The following is a 19,173-nucleotide window of genomic DNA, read 5'->3' as shown; positions in this document are numbered from 1 at the left end:
GCTGGGCGCGGACCCCGCCCCCGGCAGAGGGAGCGGACGGCTAGGGGGACGTGGGCGCCGGGAAGCGCAGGAGTGTGACCGAGTGTGCGGCGAAGGTCCAGTTCAGGGAGTCGCCCTTCGCCGTGGTGTGGGACTTTTTGATGGTGACGGCGTCGGGGTGTTCGTCGTTGTTGAAGTCGTCGTAGGTCCTACCCGCCACGACGGACACGTCGACCGCGCCGGTGTGCTGGAAGCTCCCCAGTTCGACGCGGGACTTGAGGTCCTTGTCCGGTGAGCGGTTGACGACGAGGACGTTGAGTGCTCCGTCTTTGTCGACGGTGGCGGTGGTGACGAGCGCTTCGTAGGAGGAGCCCAGCGGGGTCTCGCGGGTGGAGACGTCGGCGTTGCTCTTCACTTCGCTGTTCACGACGTGTCCGCCGCCGTGGAAGAAGTCGCTCAGTTGCTCGCGCACGATGGCATCGGGGGTGCGGACGAAGGTGGGTGCGCCGCCGAAGAGCGTCCGTGACGGTCCCGGCTTCTCCCCGATCAGATCGTTGCTCGCGGTCCAGCGGACGCCGAGGTCGGCGAACCGGGCCCACTGCGATGCCATGTAGAGCGCGTGCGACATGGCGAAGGAATACCGGGGATAGGCGTCGGAGTCGCGTTCTCCCCCGAAGAAGAGGGCGCCGCACTCGGACACCGCGACGTAAGCCTCGTCCTTGCCGTGTTTCTTCACCAGTGCGGTGAGGTCGGCGACCATCTTGGCGGCCGCCGCGTCCCCGAGCATCTGATAGTCGTGTCCGGCCCGCTTGTCCGGGAAGCTGGTGGCTTTGAGGTCCCGCTGGAAGTTGGTGTACGGGTGGATCGCCATGCCGTCGTACTTGTCGGCGTGGCCGTGCTCTTCCAGGAGTTCGGGGAAGCTCTTTCCGCCCGCGAGCTTCCCCGCCTCGATGGGCGCCCAGACGGCGAGCACGTCGATCGAGGGATCGACCGCCTTCATCTTGGTGTAGTACTCGACGAATCCGGCGTGCGGACCGGAGTCATAGTCGGCGGTGATCTTCAAGCCCTTCTCCGGAATCTTCCCGTGGCGGCCGTCGCCGAAGTGGATCGTGCCGTTGCCCGGATCGAAGGTGTAGACGCGGTCGTCGGCCCCCGCTGAGGTGAGGCGGGCGACCTCGTGCCATGTGGTGTCACCGACGCGGATGGTCTGGGACTTGGGGACGACGGGTGGGTACCAGACGGTGAAGGTCTGGTTCGGCTGGCCGTTGCTGACCGAGGCGGCGGGGCGGTGGTCGGTGGGTGTTCCGACGCGCTGGTGCTTTTGTCGCTGTGTGCCGCCGAAGGCGTACTGCCGCATGGCCTTGTCGTCGTCCGCGCTCATCCAGTAGCGCTGGTGCGCGCCGAAGAGTTCGTTGCCGATTTCCCAGTAGCGCACGCCGTAGGGCTCGGGGTGGCCGTTCCGCGCTCGCAGATCTCCCCACTTGGTCCCTTGCGGTGCGTTCATGTACGCCACCCAGTCGGCGATCTCGTCCGGGGTCGAGTTGGCGAACGGTGCCATGATCTCCGGAGTGGCGCCGACCTGCCGGATGAAGGCCATGTACTCGTCCGGCCCGAACCTGCTGTCGACGGTGGCGCCCTGCTTTCCCTCGACCTGGCGGGTCCGGTCCTCTTGCGGACCGATGGCTCCCTTCCAGTTGAAGAGGTTGGACGAGGTGCCGCCGGGATAGCGGATCATCCCGACCCCGGATTTCTTGATCTTTCCGACGATGCCCGGGGCCGGGCGGTTGTGCTTCGAGTCCCACATTCCGAAGGCGTCGTCGTACCACTTGGCCCCGTTCACCCCGGTCATATACGGGCTCACCTTGAACGACCGCCGCTGGGCGTCGATGGCGATGACCGGCTCGCCACCCGAGCCGCTTGCCCCCTGCGCGTCCTCGGGGGTGCATCCGGTGCCCATGACACCGGCCGCCACCGCCGCCGCGCCGTACAGGAAGTGGCGTCGGCCTATTCCGTCTATTCCGTGCCGACGTGTCTCGCTCATTTCGGTCCCTCTGTTCCCTGGACGATCTTCGCTTCCGTGGGCACGAGACGGTAGGGGATGGCCTTGTGTGGTTCTTGTGAGGTGATCTGCCGGATCTCGGCTGGTCCGGCCGCTTGAGGATTACCTCTCACTGAGAGGTAAAGTGGAGACATGGCCACAGAGGAGTTCCCCGACTCGTTCGCCGACGTACTGGGCGGCGTCCAACGGCTGATCCGGCGGCGGCTGCGGGCCGGGATGGCGGAGCCGCGGCTGCGCGGTGCCCAGGTGGAGCTGTTGCGGCTGGTCATGGCCCGGCCCGGGATCCGGGTGTCGGCCGCGGCCAAGGAGCTCTACCTCGCGGGCAACTCGGTCTCCACCCTGGTCAACCAGCTGGTGAAGGCGGGCTATCTGCACCGCGAGACCGATCCCGAGGACCGGCGCTCCGCCCGGCTGACGGCCACCCCCGCCGCCGAGGCCCGGCTGCGGGAGTGGCAGGCGCGGCGCGGCGCGCTGGTCCGCGAGCAGGTGGCGAAGCTGTCCGAGAGCGAGCGGGCGGCGCTGGCCGCGGCCGTTCCGGCCCTGCGCAAACTGGCCGAGAACCTTCATGAGGAGGTGGAAGGGATATGACCGACGTCCCCGAGAGCACCGCCCCGGTCGCGCTCGCCTGCGAGGGCCTGCGATACGCGTTCGGGGAGACCAGGGCGGTCGACGACCTGGAGCTCACGGTCCGTGCGGGTGAGGTCTTCGGCCTGCTCGGACCCAATGGAGCGGGCAAGACCACCGCGATCCGCTGCATCACCACCCTGCTGCCGGTCCCCGCCGGCATGGTGCGGGTCTTCGGGCACGACGCGGCGAAGGAGCGGATGGCGGTCCGCCGGCTCCTGGGGTACGTACCGCAGCAGCTGTCCGCCGACGCCGGGCTCACCGGCCGGGAGAACGTGGAGCTGTTCGCCCGTGTCTTCGACGTCACCCGCCGGGAGCGGGCCGAGCGCGTGGCGCGGGTGCTGGAGGCGGTCGATCTCACCGCGGCGGCCGACCGGCTCGCCAAAACGTACTCCGGCGGCATGATCCGCCGCCTCGAACTGGCCCAGGCGCTGGTCAGCGCGCCCCGGCTGCTGATGCTGGACGAGCCGACGATCGGCCTGGACCCGATCGCCAGGACCAGCGTGTGGGAGCACATCAACGCGGTACGGGCGGCCACCGGGATGACCGTGCTGGTCACCACGCACTACATGGACGAGGCCGACCAGTACTGCGACCGGGTCGCGCTGATGCACCGCGGCCGGATCCACGCCCTCGGAACGCCCCACGAACTCCGCTCCGAGCTGGCCGAGCGCCGCGGGGCGGAGGGCGAGGCCGATCCCCAGCCGACCCTGGAGGACGTCTTCCGCGACGTCGCCGGCAGCGGCCTCGACGAGCAGGGAGGAGATTTCCGCGATGTCCGAAGCACCCGTCGCACCGCGTCCCGGGTCGGCTGACGCCGCCGGGCTCGCGCCGGACGGCCGCCCCGATCCACTGCTGACCCCGCCGCGCGCCCGCACCGGCTGGCGGATGCTGCCCGCGCGGGTCGTCGCGATGTGCGTGGTCGAGCTCCAGAAGCTGCGGCACGACCGCACCGAGCTGTACACCCGGGCCGTCCAGCCCGCCCTATGGCTGCTGATCTTCGGCGAGACCTTCACCCGGCTCAAGGCCATACCGACCGGCGGCACGCCGTACATCGACTATCTCGCGCCCGGCATCATCGCCCAGTCCGCGATGTTCATCGCCATCTTCTACGGGATCCAGATCATCTGGGAGCGGGACGCCGGGATCCTCACCAAACTGCTGGTCACCCCGACCCCGCGAGCCGCCCTCATCACCGGCAAGGCATTCGCGTCGGGGGTGAAGGCGCTGATCCAGGCGGTCGTGGTGATCGCCATCGCGGCGCTGCTCGGGGTGGCGCTGACCTGGAACCCGCTGCGGCTCCTCGGGGTGGCCGTCGCGGTGATCCTGGGCTCGGCCTTCTTCTCCTGTCTGTCCATGACCATCGCGGGGATCGTGCTGACCCGCGACCGGCTCATGGGCATCGGGCAGGCCATCACCATGCCACTGTTCTTCGGCTCCAACGCGCTGTATCCGGTCGCCCTCATGCCCGGCTGGCTCCAGGCCGTCAGCACGGCCAATCCACTGAGCTACCAGGTCGACGCGTTGCGCGGACTGCTGCTTGGCACCCCGCACCATCTCGCACTCGACTACGCCGTCCTGGTGCTGGCCGCGGCGGCCGGTATCGCGGCGGCCTCCTCGCTGCTGGGGCGGCTGGCGCGCTGACCCGATCGGTGTGCGGAGCGCGCCACACCGTACTGTCGCCGGGGCAGCGGCCATCGGCGATGCCCCACGCGTACGATGCCCCACGAGTACGAGAGGAACACGCGGTGCGGTACGAGGACGGCTCCCCTTACGCCTACACCCCCGGCATCGGGGTGCCCCAGGGCGTCCAGGCGGTCAATGTCGGATGGCTGGAGCGGCAGGAGGAGTTTCCCCGCGGTGAGGTGCCGACGGAGTTCGTCCACGCGCTCGCGGTGGTGTGCCGGGACAACTCCACCAACCGTATGCGGGGTTGGCAGAGCTGCACCCTCCCGCACCCGGAGGGAAAGCCGCCGTATCCCGTCGTGGTGGAGGTCGACGGCACCGAGGTCACCCTCGGCAGCGCCGAGATCAGGCTCCTGGCCCGCGACGGCCGATGGCTCATCGCCCCCAACCTCGTCCTCCACTACGTGGCCGCCCACGGCTACCTCCCGCCACGGGCGTTCATCGAGGCGGTGACGGCGCGGCGGGCCATCCCGGAACCGCCCTCGGGGATGCCGCGCTTCTAGCCATCCGCGGCCATCCGCGGCCACCGGCGGCCGACGTCAAGTCCGCGCAGCGCGCAACGTCAGGTGCCGATCGCTTGCGGGTAGCTGAAGAAGTTGGTCGGGTCGTACTTACGGTTCACCCGGACCAGCCGGTCGTAGTTCGCGCCGTAGTAAGCCCGCCGCCAGTCCTTCAGGGTCGGATCCGGGAAGTTCTGGTAGGAGTGCGGAGGAGGCGTACCGCCGAAAAGGGCGTGGTAGAACTCGGGGAGCCACTGGAGGTTCGCCGTGGCGACGCGGGGCGGATCGTAGTCCGCCCACGAGGTCTCGGCGGCGAGGATGAACACGCCGTTGCGGTGGACGAACGCCGTCGCGTCCGGCGGCACTTGGTTGATCTCGCCCCCCAGGGCGAACATGGCGAACCCGGCCCCGTCCTCGTTGTTGCTGCCGGGCCACTCCAGCAGCTGCTCGGCGGCGGCGGCGACCTGGTCATCGGTCAGGAGCGTCCGGGAGGTCAGCACCGCCGACTTGGCGGCGAACTGCTGCACCGGCGTCGTGGCGCTCAGCAGCACGCTCGCTTCACCCGGAGTGACCTCGCGGACCGACGCGCTGTTGGCGGACCGCTCCTCGGCCGTGCCGATGGCGAGCAGCGGAGCCAGGATCTCGCGCAGCTCGTCCAGGTCGCCGTAGTACTGGCCGATGGCGTTGACGCCCGCGTTGGCGCGGATCTCATCCCTGGTGAGCCCATGAGTGCCCATGCCGACGCGGAGATGGAACCGCCTGTCGTGCAGGGTGTCCACGGCGATCCGTTGCGCGGCGGCCAGCACCGGCAGCGCCGAGTCCAGGCTCCAGCTCAGCCGGTAGAAGCCCACGTCGCCCTGGAACCGCTCGTACTGGAAGGTAAAGGAGGTGTTGACGCCGAAGTTGTTCCCCGCGCCGCCGCGGCAGCCCCAGAACAGATCGGAGTGCGAGCTCCGACTGGCCTCCACCACATCGCCGTCGGCCAGCACCACGGTCGTCGAGACCAGCCGGTCGCAGGTCAGGCCGAACATCTTGTCGCTGAAGCCGATCCCGCCCCCGAGCACCAACCCGGCCACCCCGACCGTGGGGCAGCGGCCGGTCGGCACGAACATGCCACGGTCCTCCAGCATCGGGTGCAGGTCGCCGTTGGTGACACCGGCCCCGACGGTGACGGTACCCGCGTCGTGAACGACCTTGATCCGCCCGTACGTCCGGGTCCGGGAGCGGGGACCCGGCACCGGCGTGGAGTCGATGCTCTTCATACGGGCCATGGTGAGCAGTAGACCGGTGGTGGCGGAGTACCCGGCGTAGTTGTGGCCCAGCCCGCTGCGGGGCACGGCGGGCAGCCCCACCGTACGGGCCCAGCGGACCGCCGTACTGACGTCCCTGGTGGTGCCGCACGCCACGATTCCCGCCGGCCGGATCCCGGCGTACCGATGGTTGAACGGAAGCGCCAGCGGCGGGTAGCCGGAATCCCCCGGCCGGTAGAGCGTGGAACGCGACGACAGCGACTGGGCCAGCAGCTCCCAGTCCCGTTGGCTCACCCGCTCCGCCACATCGGGCGGTGGCGTGGCAGCGGCGGGCGGCGAATGCGAAGCCACCATCTCCGCGCCCAGAACACCGGCCGTGCCTGCCCGCAGTACGTTCCGTCTATTGATCAACGTGGCTGCCCTCACAAGACGCGCTCCGGAGACGTTGATCGCCTCCGCCCGCGCCAAGTCAACCGATCCGTGGCCGACCCAGCCGCGAAACGGCTCCCGGGCCCACCGGCCCGCAACCCGAAAGGATGCCGCCGTGACGCTGAATGTCCCAGCCCGGTACGACGAACAGGCAACTGCCCGCGTTCGATGTCGGTGCGCGGAAAGTACCGACGCGGGGCGAAGCCGGACTCGTACCGGGGCTCGACGCGCTGAGCGTCAGGCGAGGACGCGGGCGAGGAAGCCGCGGATGTACTCGGTGATGGTCTGAAGGTGGCTTTCCAAGGCGAAGTGTCCGGCCTCGAGGAGGTGGATCTCGGCGTCGGGCAGGTCCTGGCCGAACGCGGTGGCGCCGTCGGGGCCGAAGATCTCGTCGTTGGCGCCCCAGACCGCGAGGAGCGGGACCTGGGAGTCGCGGAAGTACTGGTGGACCCGTGGGTAGAGGTCCACGTTGGTGGAGTAGTCGCGGAAGAGCCTGAGCTGGATCTCGTCGTTGCCGGGCCGGGCCAGCAGTGCCTGGTCGAGGACCCAGTTGTCGGGGCTGACCAGGGTGGGGTCGGCGACGCCGTGGGTGTACTGCCAACGGACGCTCTCGGGCGTCAGGGCCCCGCGCATGGCGGCTTCGGTGTCGGGACCGGGCGCCTTGGCGTAGGCGAAGACACCGTCCCAGAAGGGCTTGACGAAGCCCTCTTCGTAGGCGTTGCCGTTCTGGGTGATGATCGCGGTGATGTGGTCCGGGGCCCGGAGGGCGAGCCGCCAGCCGATGGGGGCGCCGTAGTCCTGCACGTACATCGCGAACCGGCCGATGCCCAACTGCTTGAGCAGGCCGGAGGTGACATCGGCGAGGGCGTCGAAGGTGTAGGGGAAGTCCCGCGGGGCGGGCATCGCGGACAGACCGAATCCGATGTGGTCGGGGGCGATGACGTGGTACCGGTCGGCGAGCGCCGGGATCAGATTGCGGAACATGTGTGAGCTGGTCGGGAAGCCGTGGAGGAGTACGACGGCGGGTGCCTTCGGATCACCGGCCTCCCGGTAGAAGACGTCGTGGCCGTCGACCGTGGCGGTGCGGTGGTGGACTGCGGGGACCATAGCCTAACCTTTCTGCGGAGCTTCAGTGGTTACATGTCCAGTCGAGCACGCTCGATCTAACCTGTCAAAGTGATTTATATGGTTAGTCACCGGGTGTGGTCGTTCGGGCCCACTGCGTGTAACCTGTCAAATGAATCGATCTGGTTAGGAGGTGGCGGGGTGACCGACCGAGAACAGCAGGACGCGCTCTTGGAACTCCTCAACACCACCCCGGTGGTCGACGGCGCCGTCCAGGACCAGCTGGCGGATCCGGAAGCGGCCAGGTCCTGGCAGCGCGCGCACGGCGGCAGCGGCAGTGCCGAGGAGCGCCGACACCTCCTGGAGGCGCGAGACGGCTTGCAGGACGTGGTGCGGGGCAGTCGCCCCGCCACGTCGCTGGCCCCGCTCCTGAAGGACGTCGTCTCCCGCCCGCACCTTTCGTCCGCGGGGGTGTCGTGGGAGGTGGACGCCCCCGCGGAGCGCCGGATGGCGGTGGAGGCCGTCATGGCCTGGAGCGCGTTGCAGGAGGCGATGCCCGGTCGGCTACGGGTGTGCGCCAACCCGGAGTGCCGGCTGTTCCTCATCGACCGCAGCAAGACCAACAAGGCCCGCTGGTGCTCGATGGCCGTCTGCGGCAACCGCATGAAGGCGCGGCGCCACTACCAGCGCACCCGCGACGCGGTAGCCGAATAGGCGAAGTCCGCACGACCGGGCTCGGCCCGAGCGCACAGATCACAGCGCCATGAGGGGCCGCGCCGGTCGGCCACCCCGCAGGAGGCACCATCCTCGTCTGTTGCGGCGTACCGACCACCGAAGTCGTCCTCGACCTCTAGGCGGCCGGAGCCGAGGGAAACGGCGCCCAGGGCAACGTGGCGAGGCGTCAGGGGCTCCACCACACCCAGGACATCTCGGCCTTGCGGCGGCAGGCTCGGGCCCTGTCCGGCTGCCCCAGTTGCTCCAACGCCTGGCCCAGCACACTCAGGATCGACCCGCGGCGCCACTTGTTGCCGATGGAGCCGAGCGCCAGGGCCTGCTCGGCGTGGGTGGCCGCCTCGGCCGGGTGGTCCGACGCGAGGTACACCTCGGCCAGCCGGGCGTGGGTGGATCCCTCCCAGAGCCGTTGCCGGTTGTCGCGGAAGGTGCTGAGCGCCTCCAGCAGTTCGCATTGGCGATGCGCCAGGTGCTGCCCAGGCTCCGCCGGAGGTCGACTCCCCGCGTGGCGAGGGCGACGGCGCTGTCGGCCTGTCCCGTGGCGGCGTGTACACGGGAGAGATTGGACAGCACACCGGCCACACAGGCGAGGTTGTCGTCGGCCCGGAAGCCGCGCAGCGCCTCGCGCAGGTGTGCTTCCGCGTCGTCGTAGCGCTGCTGGTAGATCGCCACGACCCCGCGTACGTTCAACGCGTGGCAGGCGGCGGTCAGGTCGCCCGCGGCGGTCGCGAGCAGGACCGCGCGGCGGGCCTCGTCGTCGGCCTGCCGCTGGCCCCTGGCGACGGGGAACATCCCCGCCAGCGCCAGGCGGGCCCGGCCCTCCGCGGCCGTGTCCCCGGCGAGGTGGGCGGCATTGCCCACCGAACGGGCCGCCGCCTCGTACTGGAGGTAGTGCGTACCGGACTCGACCAGGTCCCGGGTGACCAGAAGGAGGTCCGCCGCGCGGCGAACGGCGCCGCTCTCCGGGGACTTGGCGCCCTGCTGGGCGCAGGTGAGGAGGCAGTCCGCCTCGCTGAGGAGCCAGTCCAGCGCGGTGCGGGCGTCCGGGAAGTCCTGCCCGGGGTGGTCGGTGGACATCAGGTGGTCGACGAGCCGGTCTCCCGGCCGTCCCATGGCGTACACGCGTGCCGCCGAGGCCACATAGAAGTCCTGCATGCGCGATATCGCGGCCGCTCGGCCCGTCGGTGGTTCATCCCGCTCGGCGCGGTCGCGCGCGTAGATCCGAACGAGGTCGTGGTAGCGGTAGCGGCCGGGCTCGGGCGAATGCAGCAGGCTGGTGTCGACGAGCGACTCGAGTAATCGCTCGGCCTCTTGTGCGGTGACGCCGAGGACGGCGGTGGCCGCGGCCAGGGAGATGTCCGGCCCGTAGGTGAGCGCGAGCAGCCGGAACGCCCGTGCCTGCGAGGGCCCCAACTGCGTGTATCCGAACTCGAAGCTCGTCGTGACGGCCAGGTCCCCGGCCCGCAGTTCATGCAGGCGGCGGTGGGCGTCGGCCAGGCGGTCGGTCAGGTTGCGCACGGTCCAGGCGGGGCGGGTGGTCAGCCGGGCGGCGGCGATCCTGATGGCCAGGGGCAGATAGCCGCAGGCGGCGATGGCCTTGCGGCAGGCGTGGGGCTCGGCCGCGGCCCGCTCGTCGCCGATGATGCGGGTGAACAGGGCGAGCGCCTCCGCTTGGTCCATGATGCTGAGGTCGACCACACGGGCGCCGTCGAGGCCGGTCATGGGCGTGCGGCTGGTGATCAGCGCCGCGCAGCTCGGAGAGCCGGGCAGCAGCGGGCGGACCTGTGCCGTGTCGTGGGCGTTGTCCAGCAGGACCAGCACCCGGCGGCCGGCCAGGACCGAGCGGTACAGCGCGGCCCGCTCGGGCAATCCCTCCGGGATCTCCGCGGGCGGCGTGCCCAGCGCACGGAGGAAGGTGCCCAGTACGGCCGCGGGATCCGCGGGCTGGGCGTGGTGGCCGATGAGATCGACGAACAACTGCCCGTCGGGGAACCGCTCCCGGACCGCCTGCGCGACGCACACGGCCAGGGCCGTCTTGCCCACCCCGCCGAGCCCCTGCACCACGGAGATCGCCATCACCGTCCCCTGGGCGAGCAGCAGCCGCTCGCGCAAGGTGTCCATCACGGCGGCGCGTCCGGTGAAGTCGGGTAGTTTCGCGGGGAGTTGTGCCGGGCGTGGCGCGGGTGGGGCCGTGGGCACGGCTTTGGTCCCGGCCGGCAGCCTGCCTGGCCCGGCGAGCGTGGGATCGGCGCGCAGGATGCGCTGATGGAGCCGGGCGAGCTCCGCGCCGGGTGCCACGCCCAGTTCCTCGGACAGGACGCGGCGGGTGTCGGTGTACACACCCAGCGCCTCCGCCTGTCGGCCACTGCGGTAGAGCGCCGTCATCAGCAGTGTGCGCAGCCGCTCCCGCAGTGGGTGCTCCGCGGTCAGCGCGGTCAGCTCCGAGACCGCGTCGGTGTGCGGGCCCAGCTCCAGATCGAGCTCGAGGCGCGCCTCCAGCAGGGACAGGCGCCACTGCTCCAGACGGGCGCGCCGGCTCTCGGCGTACGGGCCGGGCACTCCGGCCAGCGGCTGCCCCTCCCACAGCTCCACCGCCATGTGCAGCAGCCTCCGCGCGCCGGTCAACTCCCCTTCCGCCTTCGCACGTCGCGCTCGTGCCTCGTAGTCCTCGCACATCGCGAGGTCCAGTGCCCCGGGCCGGATCCGCAGTGCGTACCCTCCCGCCTCCGACACCAGTACGCCGGGTCCCAGCGCTCGGCGAAGGCGGAAGGCGTGGGTGCGTAAGCTGGCGATCGCCCGAGGTGGCGGGGCGTCGCCCCACACCCCGTCGATCAGCTCGCTCGCGGTGGTGGTGCGTCCCCGCAGCAGGAGCACACACAGCACGGCGCGCTCCAGCGGCCTGAGAACCGGGAGCGCCTGCTCACCACGCCAGACGCGAACGGGCCCCAGTACGGCGAACCGCAATGCCGAGCCCGCGCCCAATACGGTTTGCCCCAATGCCGCCACGCCCCGGTGCCGCCGATTTCGCTCTGCCAGACCCTCGAAAACACCGTAGTCCCGGGCTGAACCACCCGCAGCACACAACCGGCCGAAAGTCCGATGCAAAACTCCCGCGCACCCGGGGAATTTCACAATCCGCTTGAACGCCTATTCGATCCACCGACGGTTCCGCGCATTGTTCTGCCTAGACTTCCGCCGTGAACGACACCACGTACACCATACGGATCAGACCGGGCGATCCGGCCGATGCGCCGGCGGTGCTGGACATGCTCGACGCCGCGGTGGTCTGGATGAACGAGCGCGGCAACACCGAGCAGTGGGGCACGATGCCGTACTCGCGGCGGCCCGGCGGGGTGGAGCGGGTCGAGCGGTACCTGACCGAGAACGCCCCGTTCATCGCGGAGTCGCGAGGGGCGCCTGTCGGGGCCCTGGTGCTGGACTCCGGCCCCAGCCCACAGATGCCGATCGCCCCGGCCGGCGAACCCGAGCGATACGTCCGGCTGCTGGTATCCGACCGACGGCATGCCGGGCGGGGCGTCGGGGCGGCGCTGCTGGCCCATGCCGCGGAGGAGGCCCGGCGCGCCGGGGTGGAGCTGCTGCGGGTCGATTGCTGGGCGGGCGGCGGGGGTGAACTCGTCGCGTTCTACGAGCGCAACGGTTTCACTCCCACCGAGCGCTTCCTGTCCGGAGCGTGGCCGGGGCAGGTGCTGGCGCGCCGGGTCGGCTGACGGGTGCGGGGCGCCGGTCCCGGACGGTCGGCGCCCCGGCCCCGTTACTATCCGTCCGCCTCGGCGGCCGGGCGGGGGCCGCCGAAGCCGTGGGCGGAGAGGTCGAACCAGTTGCCCTCCGGGTCGATGGCCCGGTACTCGGCGAACGGGCGGTTGGTGAAGCGCTCGGCGGGCTCATCGGCGCCCGAGGCGACCAGAGCGGCGGATATCTCTGATGTGTCGGCGACGTGGAAACCGAAGTGGTTCATGCCCGCCGGGGTGTCGCCGTCGAGTTGATGCTTGATCAGCGCGAGGGTGAGATACCCGTCGGAGAGGAAGCAACTGCCATCGGGATCCCGGTGGAAGAGCTCCATCTCGAAGATTCCGCTGTAGAACTCGGCCAGCTTCTCGGGGTCACGGGCGACAATGGCCAGATGCCGCAGTTTGGGCCTGTCCGGGGTGGACGCGTCGGACATGGGCAATTCCTCCAGCGGTCGGAAACCGGCGGGGTGGCCGGTCGGGGGTGGGAATCGTGATGGTCATCGGCCTCACACCCCGACCACGGCCCTGGTCCTTATCCGCAGCGGCAGTTCGGTGCACGGAAGGTGAGGGCTCTCGGGCGGGGGCGGCGCCCAGGCGGCGAGGGCGTGGTACATGACGTCGCCGCGACGTTCCAGGTAGCAGATGAGGTTGACGGGCCAGCCGGTGTTGCCGAAGACGTGCTGATCCATCGGGGTCGGGCGCTCGCTGAGGATGAGCTGCCGCTCCTCCGGTGGGCCGATGCGATGCCAGTCGGGGTGCAGATGCACGGACCCCAGGATCTCCAGGCCGTCGGCTTCGGCCTCGCGCGAGGCCCTCAGCAGGTCATGGGAGTCGATCCACCAGCCACGTGTCTCGTTCTCGTACGCCGGGCCGAAGAGCGGCACGATCGACTCGGTGAACTCACGGCGCGCGGCCGGGTCGGTGGTACGGGCATTGCGGCCGAACGCGACGCGCTCGACGGTCAGGGTCGCCTGGTCCGCCGAACCCACGAGGAGAGCGAAGCACGGCAGCGGCGATTCGGAGGTGATGCGCTGGTACTCACCGACGGCCACCTCGAGGAACTCATCGAGCGCCTGATCCTCTACCAGGACCGTACAACCTTCACCTAAGTGCGACGCGCGCATGTCAAACCACCTATGGGGGTGTGGATGCCGAATGCGGTGGGGGAGCGGAGCCGTCGTACTGTACCCCGGTATTCTTTTGGACTCAAACGGCATGGATCTCTGATCAGAGGAAGCTGACGCCCTGGGCGAGGGAGAGCTCGCTGGAGTAGTTGATGGTGTTGGTGGCCGAGCGCATATACGCCTTCCAGGCGTCCGAGCCGGACTCCCGGCCGCCGCCAGTGTCCTTCTCACCGCCGAACGCACCGCCGATCTCGGCTCCGGAGGTGCCGATGTTGACGTTGGCGATACCGCAGTCGGAGCCCGCGGCGGACAGGAAGATCTCGGCTTCCCGCTGGTCGCGGGTGAAGATGCTGGACGACAGGCCCTGGGGGACGTCGTTGTGCAGCGCGATCGCCTCCTCGAGGGTGTCGTACGTGAGGACGTACAGGATCGGCGCGAAGGTCTCCTCCAGTACGACGTCCGTCTGCGCGTCGACGCGGACGAGAACCGGCTCGACATAGGCGGCCGCGGGGGCGGCCTCGGCCAGGCGCCGGTTGCCGCCCGCGAGGATCTTGCCGCCCTGGGCCTGGACGCGGGTGAGGGCGGCGTTCATGGTGTCCAGGGCGGCGGGGGAGATGAGCGGGCCGACCAGCGTGGTGTCCTCGAACGGACTGCCGATGGGGAGCCTGCCGTAGGCGGCGGTCAGCCGCTCGACGAGGGTGTCGGCGATGTCGCGGTGGACGATGAGGCGGCGCAGTGTCGTACAGCGCTGGCCCGCCGTGCCGGCCGCGGCGAAGACGATGCCCTGGACGGCGAGGTCGAGGTCGGCGGACGGGGCGACGATCGCCGCGTTGTTGCCGCCGAGTTCCAGCAGGCTGCGGCCGAAGCGGGCGGCGACGCGGGGGCCGACCTCACGGCCCATGCGGGTGGAGCCGGTGGCGCTGACGAGCGCGACGCGCGGATCGTCGACGAGCTTCGCACCGACCGTGCGGTCACCGAGCAGGAGACGGTGTACGTCGCGGTCCGCGCCGACCTCGTCCGCGGCCCGGGCGAGCAGGTGGTCGCAGGCCAGCGAGATCAGCGGGGTGAGCTCCGAGGGCTTCCAGATCACGGTGTCACCGCAGACGAGGGCGACGGTGGTGTTCCACGACCACACGGCGGCGGGGAAGTTGAAGGCGGAGATGACACCGACCACGCCGAGCGGATGCCAGGTCTCGGCCAGCCGGTGGCCGGGGCGTTCGGAGGCGATCGTACGGCCGTACAGCTGCCGGGACAGGCCGACCGCGAAGTCGCAGATGTCGATCATCTCCTGGATCTCGCCGAGCGCCTCGGAGCGGATCTTGCCCGCCTCGATGGTGACGAGGTCGGCCAGATCGCTCTTGTGCTCGCGCAGCAACTCGCCGAGGCGGCGCACGAGTTCACCCCGGCGCGGCGCGGGCGTGGTGCGCCAGGTGAGGAAGGCCGTACGGGACGCCGCGATGGCGTCCTCGGCGTCGGCGTCGGTGGCGGCCGTGAGCCCGAAGAGGTTCTCGCCGGTGAGGGGTGTGCGGGCGGAGAAGTCGCCGCCCTCGGCCACCTCGACACCGATGGTGTCGAGGGCGGTACGGGCGCGGGCGCGCAGCTCGTCCGTGGTGGGCAGTGCGGTGCTGGTCATGGCGGTCCTCCGGGGGTGAGGGGTCAGCTGAGGGCGTCGGTGAGGCCCAGTTCACGGGCGACGTGTGCGAGGGAGTCGTTCTGCTGCCGCGCGTAGAGGGCGAAGGGGTCCAGGACGTCGTGGCCGATGGCGCCGGAGAGCCGGTCCGCGTCGTACGCCGTGCCCTGTTGGTCGCTGTGGCGGGTGCCCTCGCCGCTGAGGTTGGACTGGAAGATCCCGGCGGCGGAGCGGGGCAGGAAGTCCTCGTAGACGATGGGCTCGGCCCGTACCCAGCCCTGCCGCAGCAGTTCGCCGATGTCCGCGGGTGGCCGGGTGCCGTCGCGGGGCCGGTCGGGGTGGACGTGGTAGGTGAAGTAGGCAAGCCCCTTGGCGGCGAGTTCCTGTTCACTGCCGGGCAGATGCCGTTCCCATACGGTGCGGGCGATCTCATCCCGGGAGGCCGAGGGGTTCCGGGACATCCGCTCGTCCACGTGGCCGAGGAGTTCGTCGTACAGGGCCCGGCCCTCGCGGGTGAGGGCGATGCCACGGGCCTCGACCTCCCCGAAGCGGACCCTCAGGGCGCCGCTGATGACGCCGCCGTCCGGGGTCCGCATCGCCCGGGGTTCGGCCAGGGCCCGGAAGGAGGTCTGCCGCAGCAGCACATCGGGCCCCTCCCAGGCCGGCGGGCCCTGGATGGTGTCGATCATCTCGATGCCGCGGTCGGTCATGCGCCGGTACAGCTCGTCGATGTCGAGGACGCGCGGCGTGAGGTGGTTGATGTGGGTGCTGCGCACACCGCCGATGTCCGCGGCCACGGCGGAGACCCGTTCCAGGGTCTCGTACCAGCTCTTGTCGACCGGCTCGGCGGACAGCTCGAACGCCCGCACGGCGAGGCGCAGAAACCGCTCGGCCTCCTCCTGGGGCAGCTCCCGCTCGGCGGTGGCGCGGTCGGCCAGCGCGAGCAGCTCGGGGGGAAAGAGTTCGCGGTCCGCGAGGAAGGCCTCCAGGCGCGAGCGCAGCTCGGCGTCGAAGAAGCGGGGGTCGGCCGGGGTGAGCATGGAGGTGAAGACCCGGAAGGGGTTGCGCGCCAGCTCCTCGCCGTCCACCGGCCGGAAGGCGGTGGAGACGACGGGGACGGCGCTGGCCGCGGCCTCCCGCAGGTCGTAGAAGCCCACCGGGTGCATGCCGAGGGCGCCGAAGATGCGGGCCACTTGCCCCAACTCCCGTGGTGTGCCGACACGGATGGCCCCGTGCCGCTCGGCCGTCACCCGGCTGATGGACCCGAGCCGTGTCGCATCGGTTCCCCGCGCCCGCAGGACGTCCTCGTTGACCTCGCGCGAGACGTCCACGAGCGTGGTGTAGGCGGGAACCTCCTGTCCGTACATCTCCGACAGCCGCGCCGCGAACGCGGCCCTCAGCTGCCACTGACTGAGCGTTGACATGGTTCGGCCTTTCGATCGGGGTTCAACGGTTCACACGACGTGTGCTTCGGGGCGGGTCTCGGCGCCGTGGTGGAACCGGTCGGCGCTGAGCGGGGACATGTCGGTGAACGGCTCACGCTCCAGGTACAGATCGCGCATGACCTCGCCCACCGCGGGCGCCTGGAGGAAGCCGTGGCCGGAAAACCCGGCCGCGTAGATGAAGTTGGGCAGCTCCGCGGAGCGGCCGATCAGCGCGTTGTGGTCCGGTGTGACCTCGTACAGACCGGCCCATCCGCCGGCGGTCTCCATGTCGGCCAGGGCCGGGGCGCGGCGGCGGGCGACGGTGCGGAACAGCTCCAGCCACTCCGGGGTCCAGGTGGTGTCGAAGCCGTCCTCCTGGTCCGGGTCGGCCATCCCGAGCAGCAGACCGTCGTCGCTGTTGTGGAAGTAGGCGGTCGAGGAGAAGTCGATGGTGAACGGGATGCGCGGGGCGGGCGGTGTGATGGGCGCGGTGAACGCCAGCTGCCGCTTCACCGGCTGGACCGGGAGGTTGACGCCGGCCATCTCCCCGATCCGTGCCGACCAGGCCCCCGCCGCGCAGATCACGGTGGAGCACGCGATGCGGCCGTGGCTGGTGTGCACACCGACGACCCGGTCCCCGGCCGTGTCGAGGCCGGACACCGTGGTGTGGGTGGCGATGGTGACTCCGGCCCCGGCCGCCGCCCGGGCGTACCCCTGGACGACGAGACCGGGGCGGGCGTGGCCGTCGGCGGGGGAGTACGCGGCGGCCACGAGGCCATCGGTGCTGAGATAGGGACACAGCCGCCGGGCCTCTTCGGGAGCGATCATGCGGCTCGGTACGCCCAGGCTGTTCTGGAGCCGAACCGCGGCCTCGAAGTCACTCGTCTGCCGTGCGCTGTCGAGCAGGAACAGATAGCCGACGGAGTCGAGCCGGATGTCGGCGCCGGGCCGGTGGCCGAACTCCTGGTAGGCACGCAGGCTGCGGCTGCCCAGCTCGATATTGAGCGGATCGGAGAACTGGGCGCGTACGCCGCCGATCGGCTTGCCCGAACTGCCGCGGCCGAGCTCGCCGCGCTCGACGACGACGATGTTCGTCACCCCGGCCTCGGCGAGGTGAAACGCGATGCTGGCACCCATCACGCCGCCGCCGACGATCACGACATCGGCGGAGGCGGGAACGGTGCGGAAGGCGGAGGAGGACAACAGACCACTCCCTTCAGCTATCTCCGCGTCATCGTGCAGCACGCCAATCGTTGACGTCCATCAACGGTCCATGCTTCTGATCTTTTAGGATCCCTATATGGACTGGACGAGCGCACAGCTTCGTTCGCTGGTGGAACTGACCAGACGCGGCACCATCACCGCGGTCGCGGAGGCCCTGGGATACACCCCGGGCGGGGTATCGCAGCAGATCACCGCGCTGGAGAAGGCCACCGGCAGGCAACTGCTGCGGCGGGTGGGACGCCGGGTGGAGCTCACCGACGCCGGGGTGACGCTGGCCCGGCACGCCGAGCGCATCCTCACCACGGAGGCCGAGGCCGTCGAGGCGCTGGAGCGCACCCGGAACGAGGTCTCCGGGACGCTGCGGGTCGGGCTCTTCGCCACGGCCGCCGCCGAGATCCTGCCGCCGGCCCTGCGGCAGGTGCGCGAGACGCACCCCGGGGTGACCGTGCGCAGCCGGGACATGGACGTGGACGAGGTGTACGACGCGGTGGCCGGCGGAAGCGTGGACCTGGCGCTGGGGCTTGACTACCCGGACGTGCCCATCCCACGGGATCCGTCCCTGCGGGTGCGGGAGCTGTCCCGGGAACGCTTCTCGCTCGCGGTTCCCACCGGGACCATGTCCGGTCGGTCCGGCAGGTCCGGCAGGTCCGGCCGGCAGAAGGTCTCGCTCGCCGACACCAGGGACCTGGGATGGATCCTGCCGTCAGCCCGCAGCTACTACGGCCGCGCCGTGCTCACCGCCTGCCGCCGTGCCGGTTTCGAACCGCAGGTGCTGCACGAGGTGACGGACACGGCCGCCACCCTGGCCCTGGTCGAGGCCGGAGTCGGGGTCAGCGTGGTGACGGATCTGATGCTCCGGCTGCGTCCGTCCTGCCTCGATGTCCTGGAGCTGCACGAGACGATGGAACGCCACATCGTGGTGGTGTGCCGCTCCTTCGCCGAGCACCGGCCGACGGTGGCCGCGCTGGTGAACGTCCTGCGCACCTCGGCGGGCCGGCGGCCATCCGGGGATCAGCAGCAAAATCGGAAAACGCTGCCTCAGCAGGTCGGAGGAAGTCCGCTACGGTTCGGGTAGCGCCCTGAAGGGGCGCGGGGCTGTGTCGATGTGCGGCTCCGCCGCGGCTGTGTCGATATGCGGCTCCGCCGCGTGGGCGACCAGCCACGATGCGGCCGCAGACGCACGACGGCATTTCGCGGCACTTCCCGCGGAGCGCTTAGCCGGATGCCGGACTCCGGTACGCGGCCAGCAGATCGTCCGTCAGCCGGCCGACCACCTCCGCCACCTGGGTGCGCAGATAGTGGTGGCCACCGGGAAAGCGGTGGACCCGGGCGTCGGCCGTCGTACAGGCGCCCCACTCGTGCAGCGTCCCGGGGTCGACCATCGGGTCGTCGAGTCCGCCGAAGACACTCAGCCGCGCGCGCAGCGGTGGCCATTCCCGGCGGGTGTGGTGCAGCAGCGCCACCGCGTCCGCCAGGAACGGGGTGTAGACGGTCCTCGAACAGCACCAGCCCCGTCTCCTTCTCCAGGGCCGAGACCTGCTGGGAGATCGCCGAGGCGGTGTACCCGAGCTTGCGGGCCGCGATGACGAACGAGCCGGTGAGCACGACGGCCCTCAGGGTGAGCAGATGCCGCGGCTTGAGCAACGCGTACCTCCGGCCGGGGTCCGGAACGGGCCACAGCGTAAGCATCGCTGTTGC

17 protein-coding genes and 1 pseudogene are annotated in these 19,173 nt (G+C 70.4%); 7 read left to right on the top strand and 11 right to left on the bottom strand.

What is annotated here, in order from left to right; genetic code table 11:
* Positions 1 to 40: 40 nt before the first annotated feature.
* Positions 41 to 2,020, bottom strand: a complete 1,980-nt coding sequence (locus ACT2CW_RS19720) for an alpha-L-arabinofuranosidase C-terminal domain-containing protein (RefSeq protein ID WP_445517586.1) — start codon at positions 2,018 to 2,020, stop codon at positions 41 to 43.
* 150 nt (positions 2,021 to 2,170) lie between these two features.
* Between ACT2CW_RS19720 and ACT2CW_RS19715 the strand changes: the two genes are divergently transcribed.
* The 4 genes from ACT2CW_RS19715 (at position 2,171) to ACT2CW_RS19700 (ending at position 4,851) form a co-directional block, all read left to right on the top strand.
* Entirely contained in the window at positions 2,171 to 2,626 is a 456-nt protein-coding gene (locus tag ACT2CW_RS19715; RefSeq protein WP_445517585.1) for a MarR family winged helix-turn-helix transcriptional regulator, read from the top strand.
* Complete coding sequence (locus tag ACT2CW_RS19710) at positions 2,623 to 3,477, top strand: ABC transporter ATP-binding protein (protein WP_445517584.1); 855 nt, start codon at positions 2,623 to 2,625, stop codon at positions 3,475 to 3,477. Before ACT2CW_RS19715 ends, ACT2CW_RS19710 begins: the two co-directional genes overlap by 4 nt.
* Positions 3,437 to 4,306 carry an ABC transporter permease gene (locus ACT2CW_RS19705; RefSeq protein WP_164422586.1) on the top strand — a complete coding sequence of 290 codons (870 nt, stop codon included), beginning with the start codon at positions 3,437 to 3,439 and terminating at the stop codon, positions 4,304 to 4,306. Before ACT2CW_RS19710 ends, ACT2CW_RS19705 begins: the two co-directional genes overlap by 41 nt.
* A gap of 104 nt (positions 4,307 to 4,410) precedes the next feature.
* A complete protein-coding gene (locus ACT2CW_RS19700; RefSeq protein ID WP_445517583.1) occupies positions 4,411 to 4,851 on the top strand; it encodes a DUF7919 family protein in 441 nt (146 codons plus the stop codon).
* Positions 4,852 to 4,910: 59 nt separating this feature from the next.
* Here the strand turns inward: ACT2CW_RS19700 and ACT2CW_RS19695 are convergent, their stop codons facing one another.
* Together ACT2CW_RS19695 and ACT2CW_RS19690 are read right to left on the bottom strand one after the other, a co-directional pair.
* Positions 4,911 to 6,509, bottom strand: coding sequence for an FAD-binding oxidoreductase (locus ACT2CW_RS19695; RefSeq protein ID WP_445517582.1), 1,599 nt, complete (start codon positions 6,507 to 6,509; stop codon positions 4,911 to 4,913).
* 255 nt (positions 6,510 to 6,764) lie between these two features.
* Positions 6,765 to 7,634 (bottom strand): alpha/beta fold hydrolase, encoded by an 870-nt coding sequence (locus ACT2CW_RS19690; RefSeq protein ID WP_445517581.1) that lies wholly within the window; start codon positions 7,632 to 7,634, stop codon positions 6,765 to 6,767.
* 159 nt (positions 7,635 to 7,793) lie between these two features.
* Here ACT2CW_RS19690 and ACT2CW_RS19685 point away from each other — a divergent pair, with 159 nt between their 5' ends.
* Positions 7,794 to 8,306: a CGNR zinc finger domain-containing protein gene (locus tag ACT2CW_RS19685; RefSeq protein ID WP_445517580.1), complete on the top strand. Its 513-nt coding sequence runs from the start codon at positions 7,794 to 7,796 to the stop codon at positions 8,304 to 8,306.
* A 285-nt stretch (positions 8,307 to 8,591) separates the two neighbouring features.
* Here ACT2CW_RS19685 and ACT2CW_RS19680 read toward each other — a convergent pair whose 3' ends face one another.
* Positions 8,592 to 11,207 (bottom strand): BTAD domain-containing putative transcriptional regulator, encoded by a 2,616-nt coding sequence (locus tag ACT2CW_RS19680; protein ID WP_445517579.1) that lies wholly within the window; start codon positions 11,205 to 11,207, stop codon positions 8,592 to 8,594.
* Positions 11,208 to 11,521: 314 nt separating this feature from the next.
* Here ACT2CW_RS19680 and ACT2CW_RS19675 point away from each other — a divergent pair, with 314 nt between their 5' ends.
* On the top strand, positions 11,522 to 12,052 hold the full coding sequence (locus ACT2CW_RS19675; RefSeq protein ID WP_445517578.1) for a GNAT family N-acetyltransferase: 531 nt from the start codon (positions 11,522 to 11,524) through the stop codon (positions 12,050 to 12,052).
* A gap of 47 nt (positions 12,053 to 12,099) precedes the next feature.
* Here the strand turns inward: ACT2CW_RS19675 and ACT2CW_RS19670 are convergent, their stop codons facing one another.
* The 5 genes from ACT2CW_RS19670 to ACT2CW_RS19650 all read right to left on the bottom strand — a co-directional run bounded on the left by ACT2CW_RS19670 (position 12,100) and on the right by ACT2CW_RS19650 (position 17,454).
* Positions 12,100 to 12,507, bottom strand: coding sequence for a VOC family protein (locus ACT2CW_RS19670; RefSeq protein ID WP_445517577.1), 408 nt, complete (start codon positions 12,505 to 12,507; stop codon positions 12,100 to 12,102).
* A gap of 72 nt (positions 12,508 to 12,579) precedes the next feature.
* Positions 12,580 to 13,197: a hypothetical protein gene (locus tag ACT2CW_RS19665; RefSeq protein ID WP_445517576.1), complete on the bottom strand. Its 618-nt coding sequence runs from the start codon at positions 13,195 to 13,197 to the stop codon at positions 12,580 to 12,582.
* Positions 13,198 to 13,300: 103 nt separating this feature from the next.
* Positions 13,301 to 14,830 carry an L-piperidine-6-carboxylate dehydrogenase gene (amaB, locus tag ACT2CW_RS19660; RefSeq protein ID WP_445517575.1) on the bottom strand — a complete coding sequence of 510 codons (1,530 nt, stop codon included), beginning with the start codon at positions 14,828 to 14,830 and terminating at the stop codon, positions 13,301 to 13,303.
* Between the two features lie 23 nt (positions 14,831 to 14,853).
* Positions 14,854 to 16,251 carry a 2-oxoadipate dioxygenase/decarboxylase gene (gene hglS, locus ACT2CW_RS19655; protein ID WP_445517574.1) on the bottom strand — a complete coding sequence of 466 codons (1,398 nt, stop codon included), beginning with the start codon at positions 16,249 to 16,251 and terminating at the stop codon, positions 14,854 to 14,856.
* A gap of 30 nt (positions 16,252 to 16,281) precedes the next feature.
* On the bottom strand, positions 16,282 to 17,454 hold the full coding sequence (locus ACT2CW_RS19650; protein WP_445517573.1) for an NAD(P)/FAD-dependent oxidoreductase: 1,173 nt from the start codon (positions 17,452 to 17,454) through the stop codon (positions 16,282 to 16,284).
* Positions 17,455 to 17,551: 97 nt separating this feature from the next.
* Here ACT2CW_RS19650 and ACT2CW_RS19645 point away from each other — a divergent pair, with 97 nt between their 5' ends.
* Positions 17,552 to 18,550: a LysR substrate-binding domain-containing protein gene (locus ACT2CW_RS19645; RefSeq protein ID WP_445517572.1), complete on the top strand. Its 999-nt coding sequence runs from the start codon at positions 17,552 to 17,554 to the stop codon at positions 18,548 to 18,550.
* Between the two features lie 139 nt (positions 18,551 to 18,689).
* Here ACT2CW_RS19645 and ACT2CW_RS19640 read toward each other — a convergent pair whose 3' ends face one another.
* Together ACT2CW_RS19640 and ACT2CW_RS19635 are read right to left on the bottom strand one after the other, a co-directional pair.
* Positions 18,690 to 18,938: a thioesterase II family protein gene (locus ACT2CW_RS19640; RefSeq protein WP_445517749.1), complete on the bottom strand. Its 249-nt coding sequence runs from the start codon at positions 18,936 to 18,938 to the stop codon at positions 18,690 to 18,692.
* Positions 18,939 to 19,026: 88 nt separating this feature from the next.
* Positions 19,027 to 19,164: pseudogene (locus tag ACT2CW_RS19635) on the bottom strand (LysR family transcriptional regulator); the annotation flags it as partial.
* Between the last annotated feature and the right edge of the window lie 9 nt (positions 19,165 to 19,173).

It is taken from the genome of Streptomyces sp. NEAU-174 (assembly GCF_052665095.1).
The sequence above is the reverse complement of the archived record's forward strand: the minus strand, read 5'-3'. Positions and strand labels throughout refer to the sequence as shown.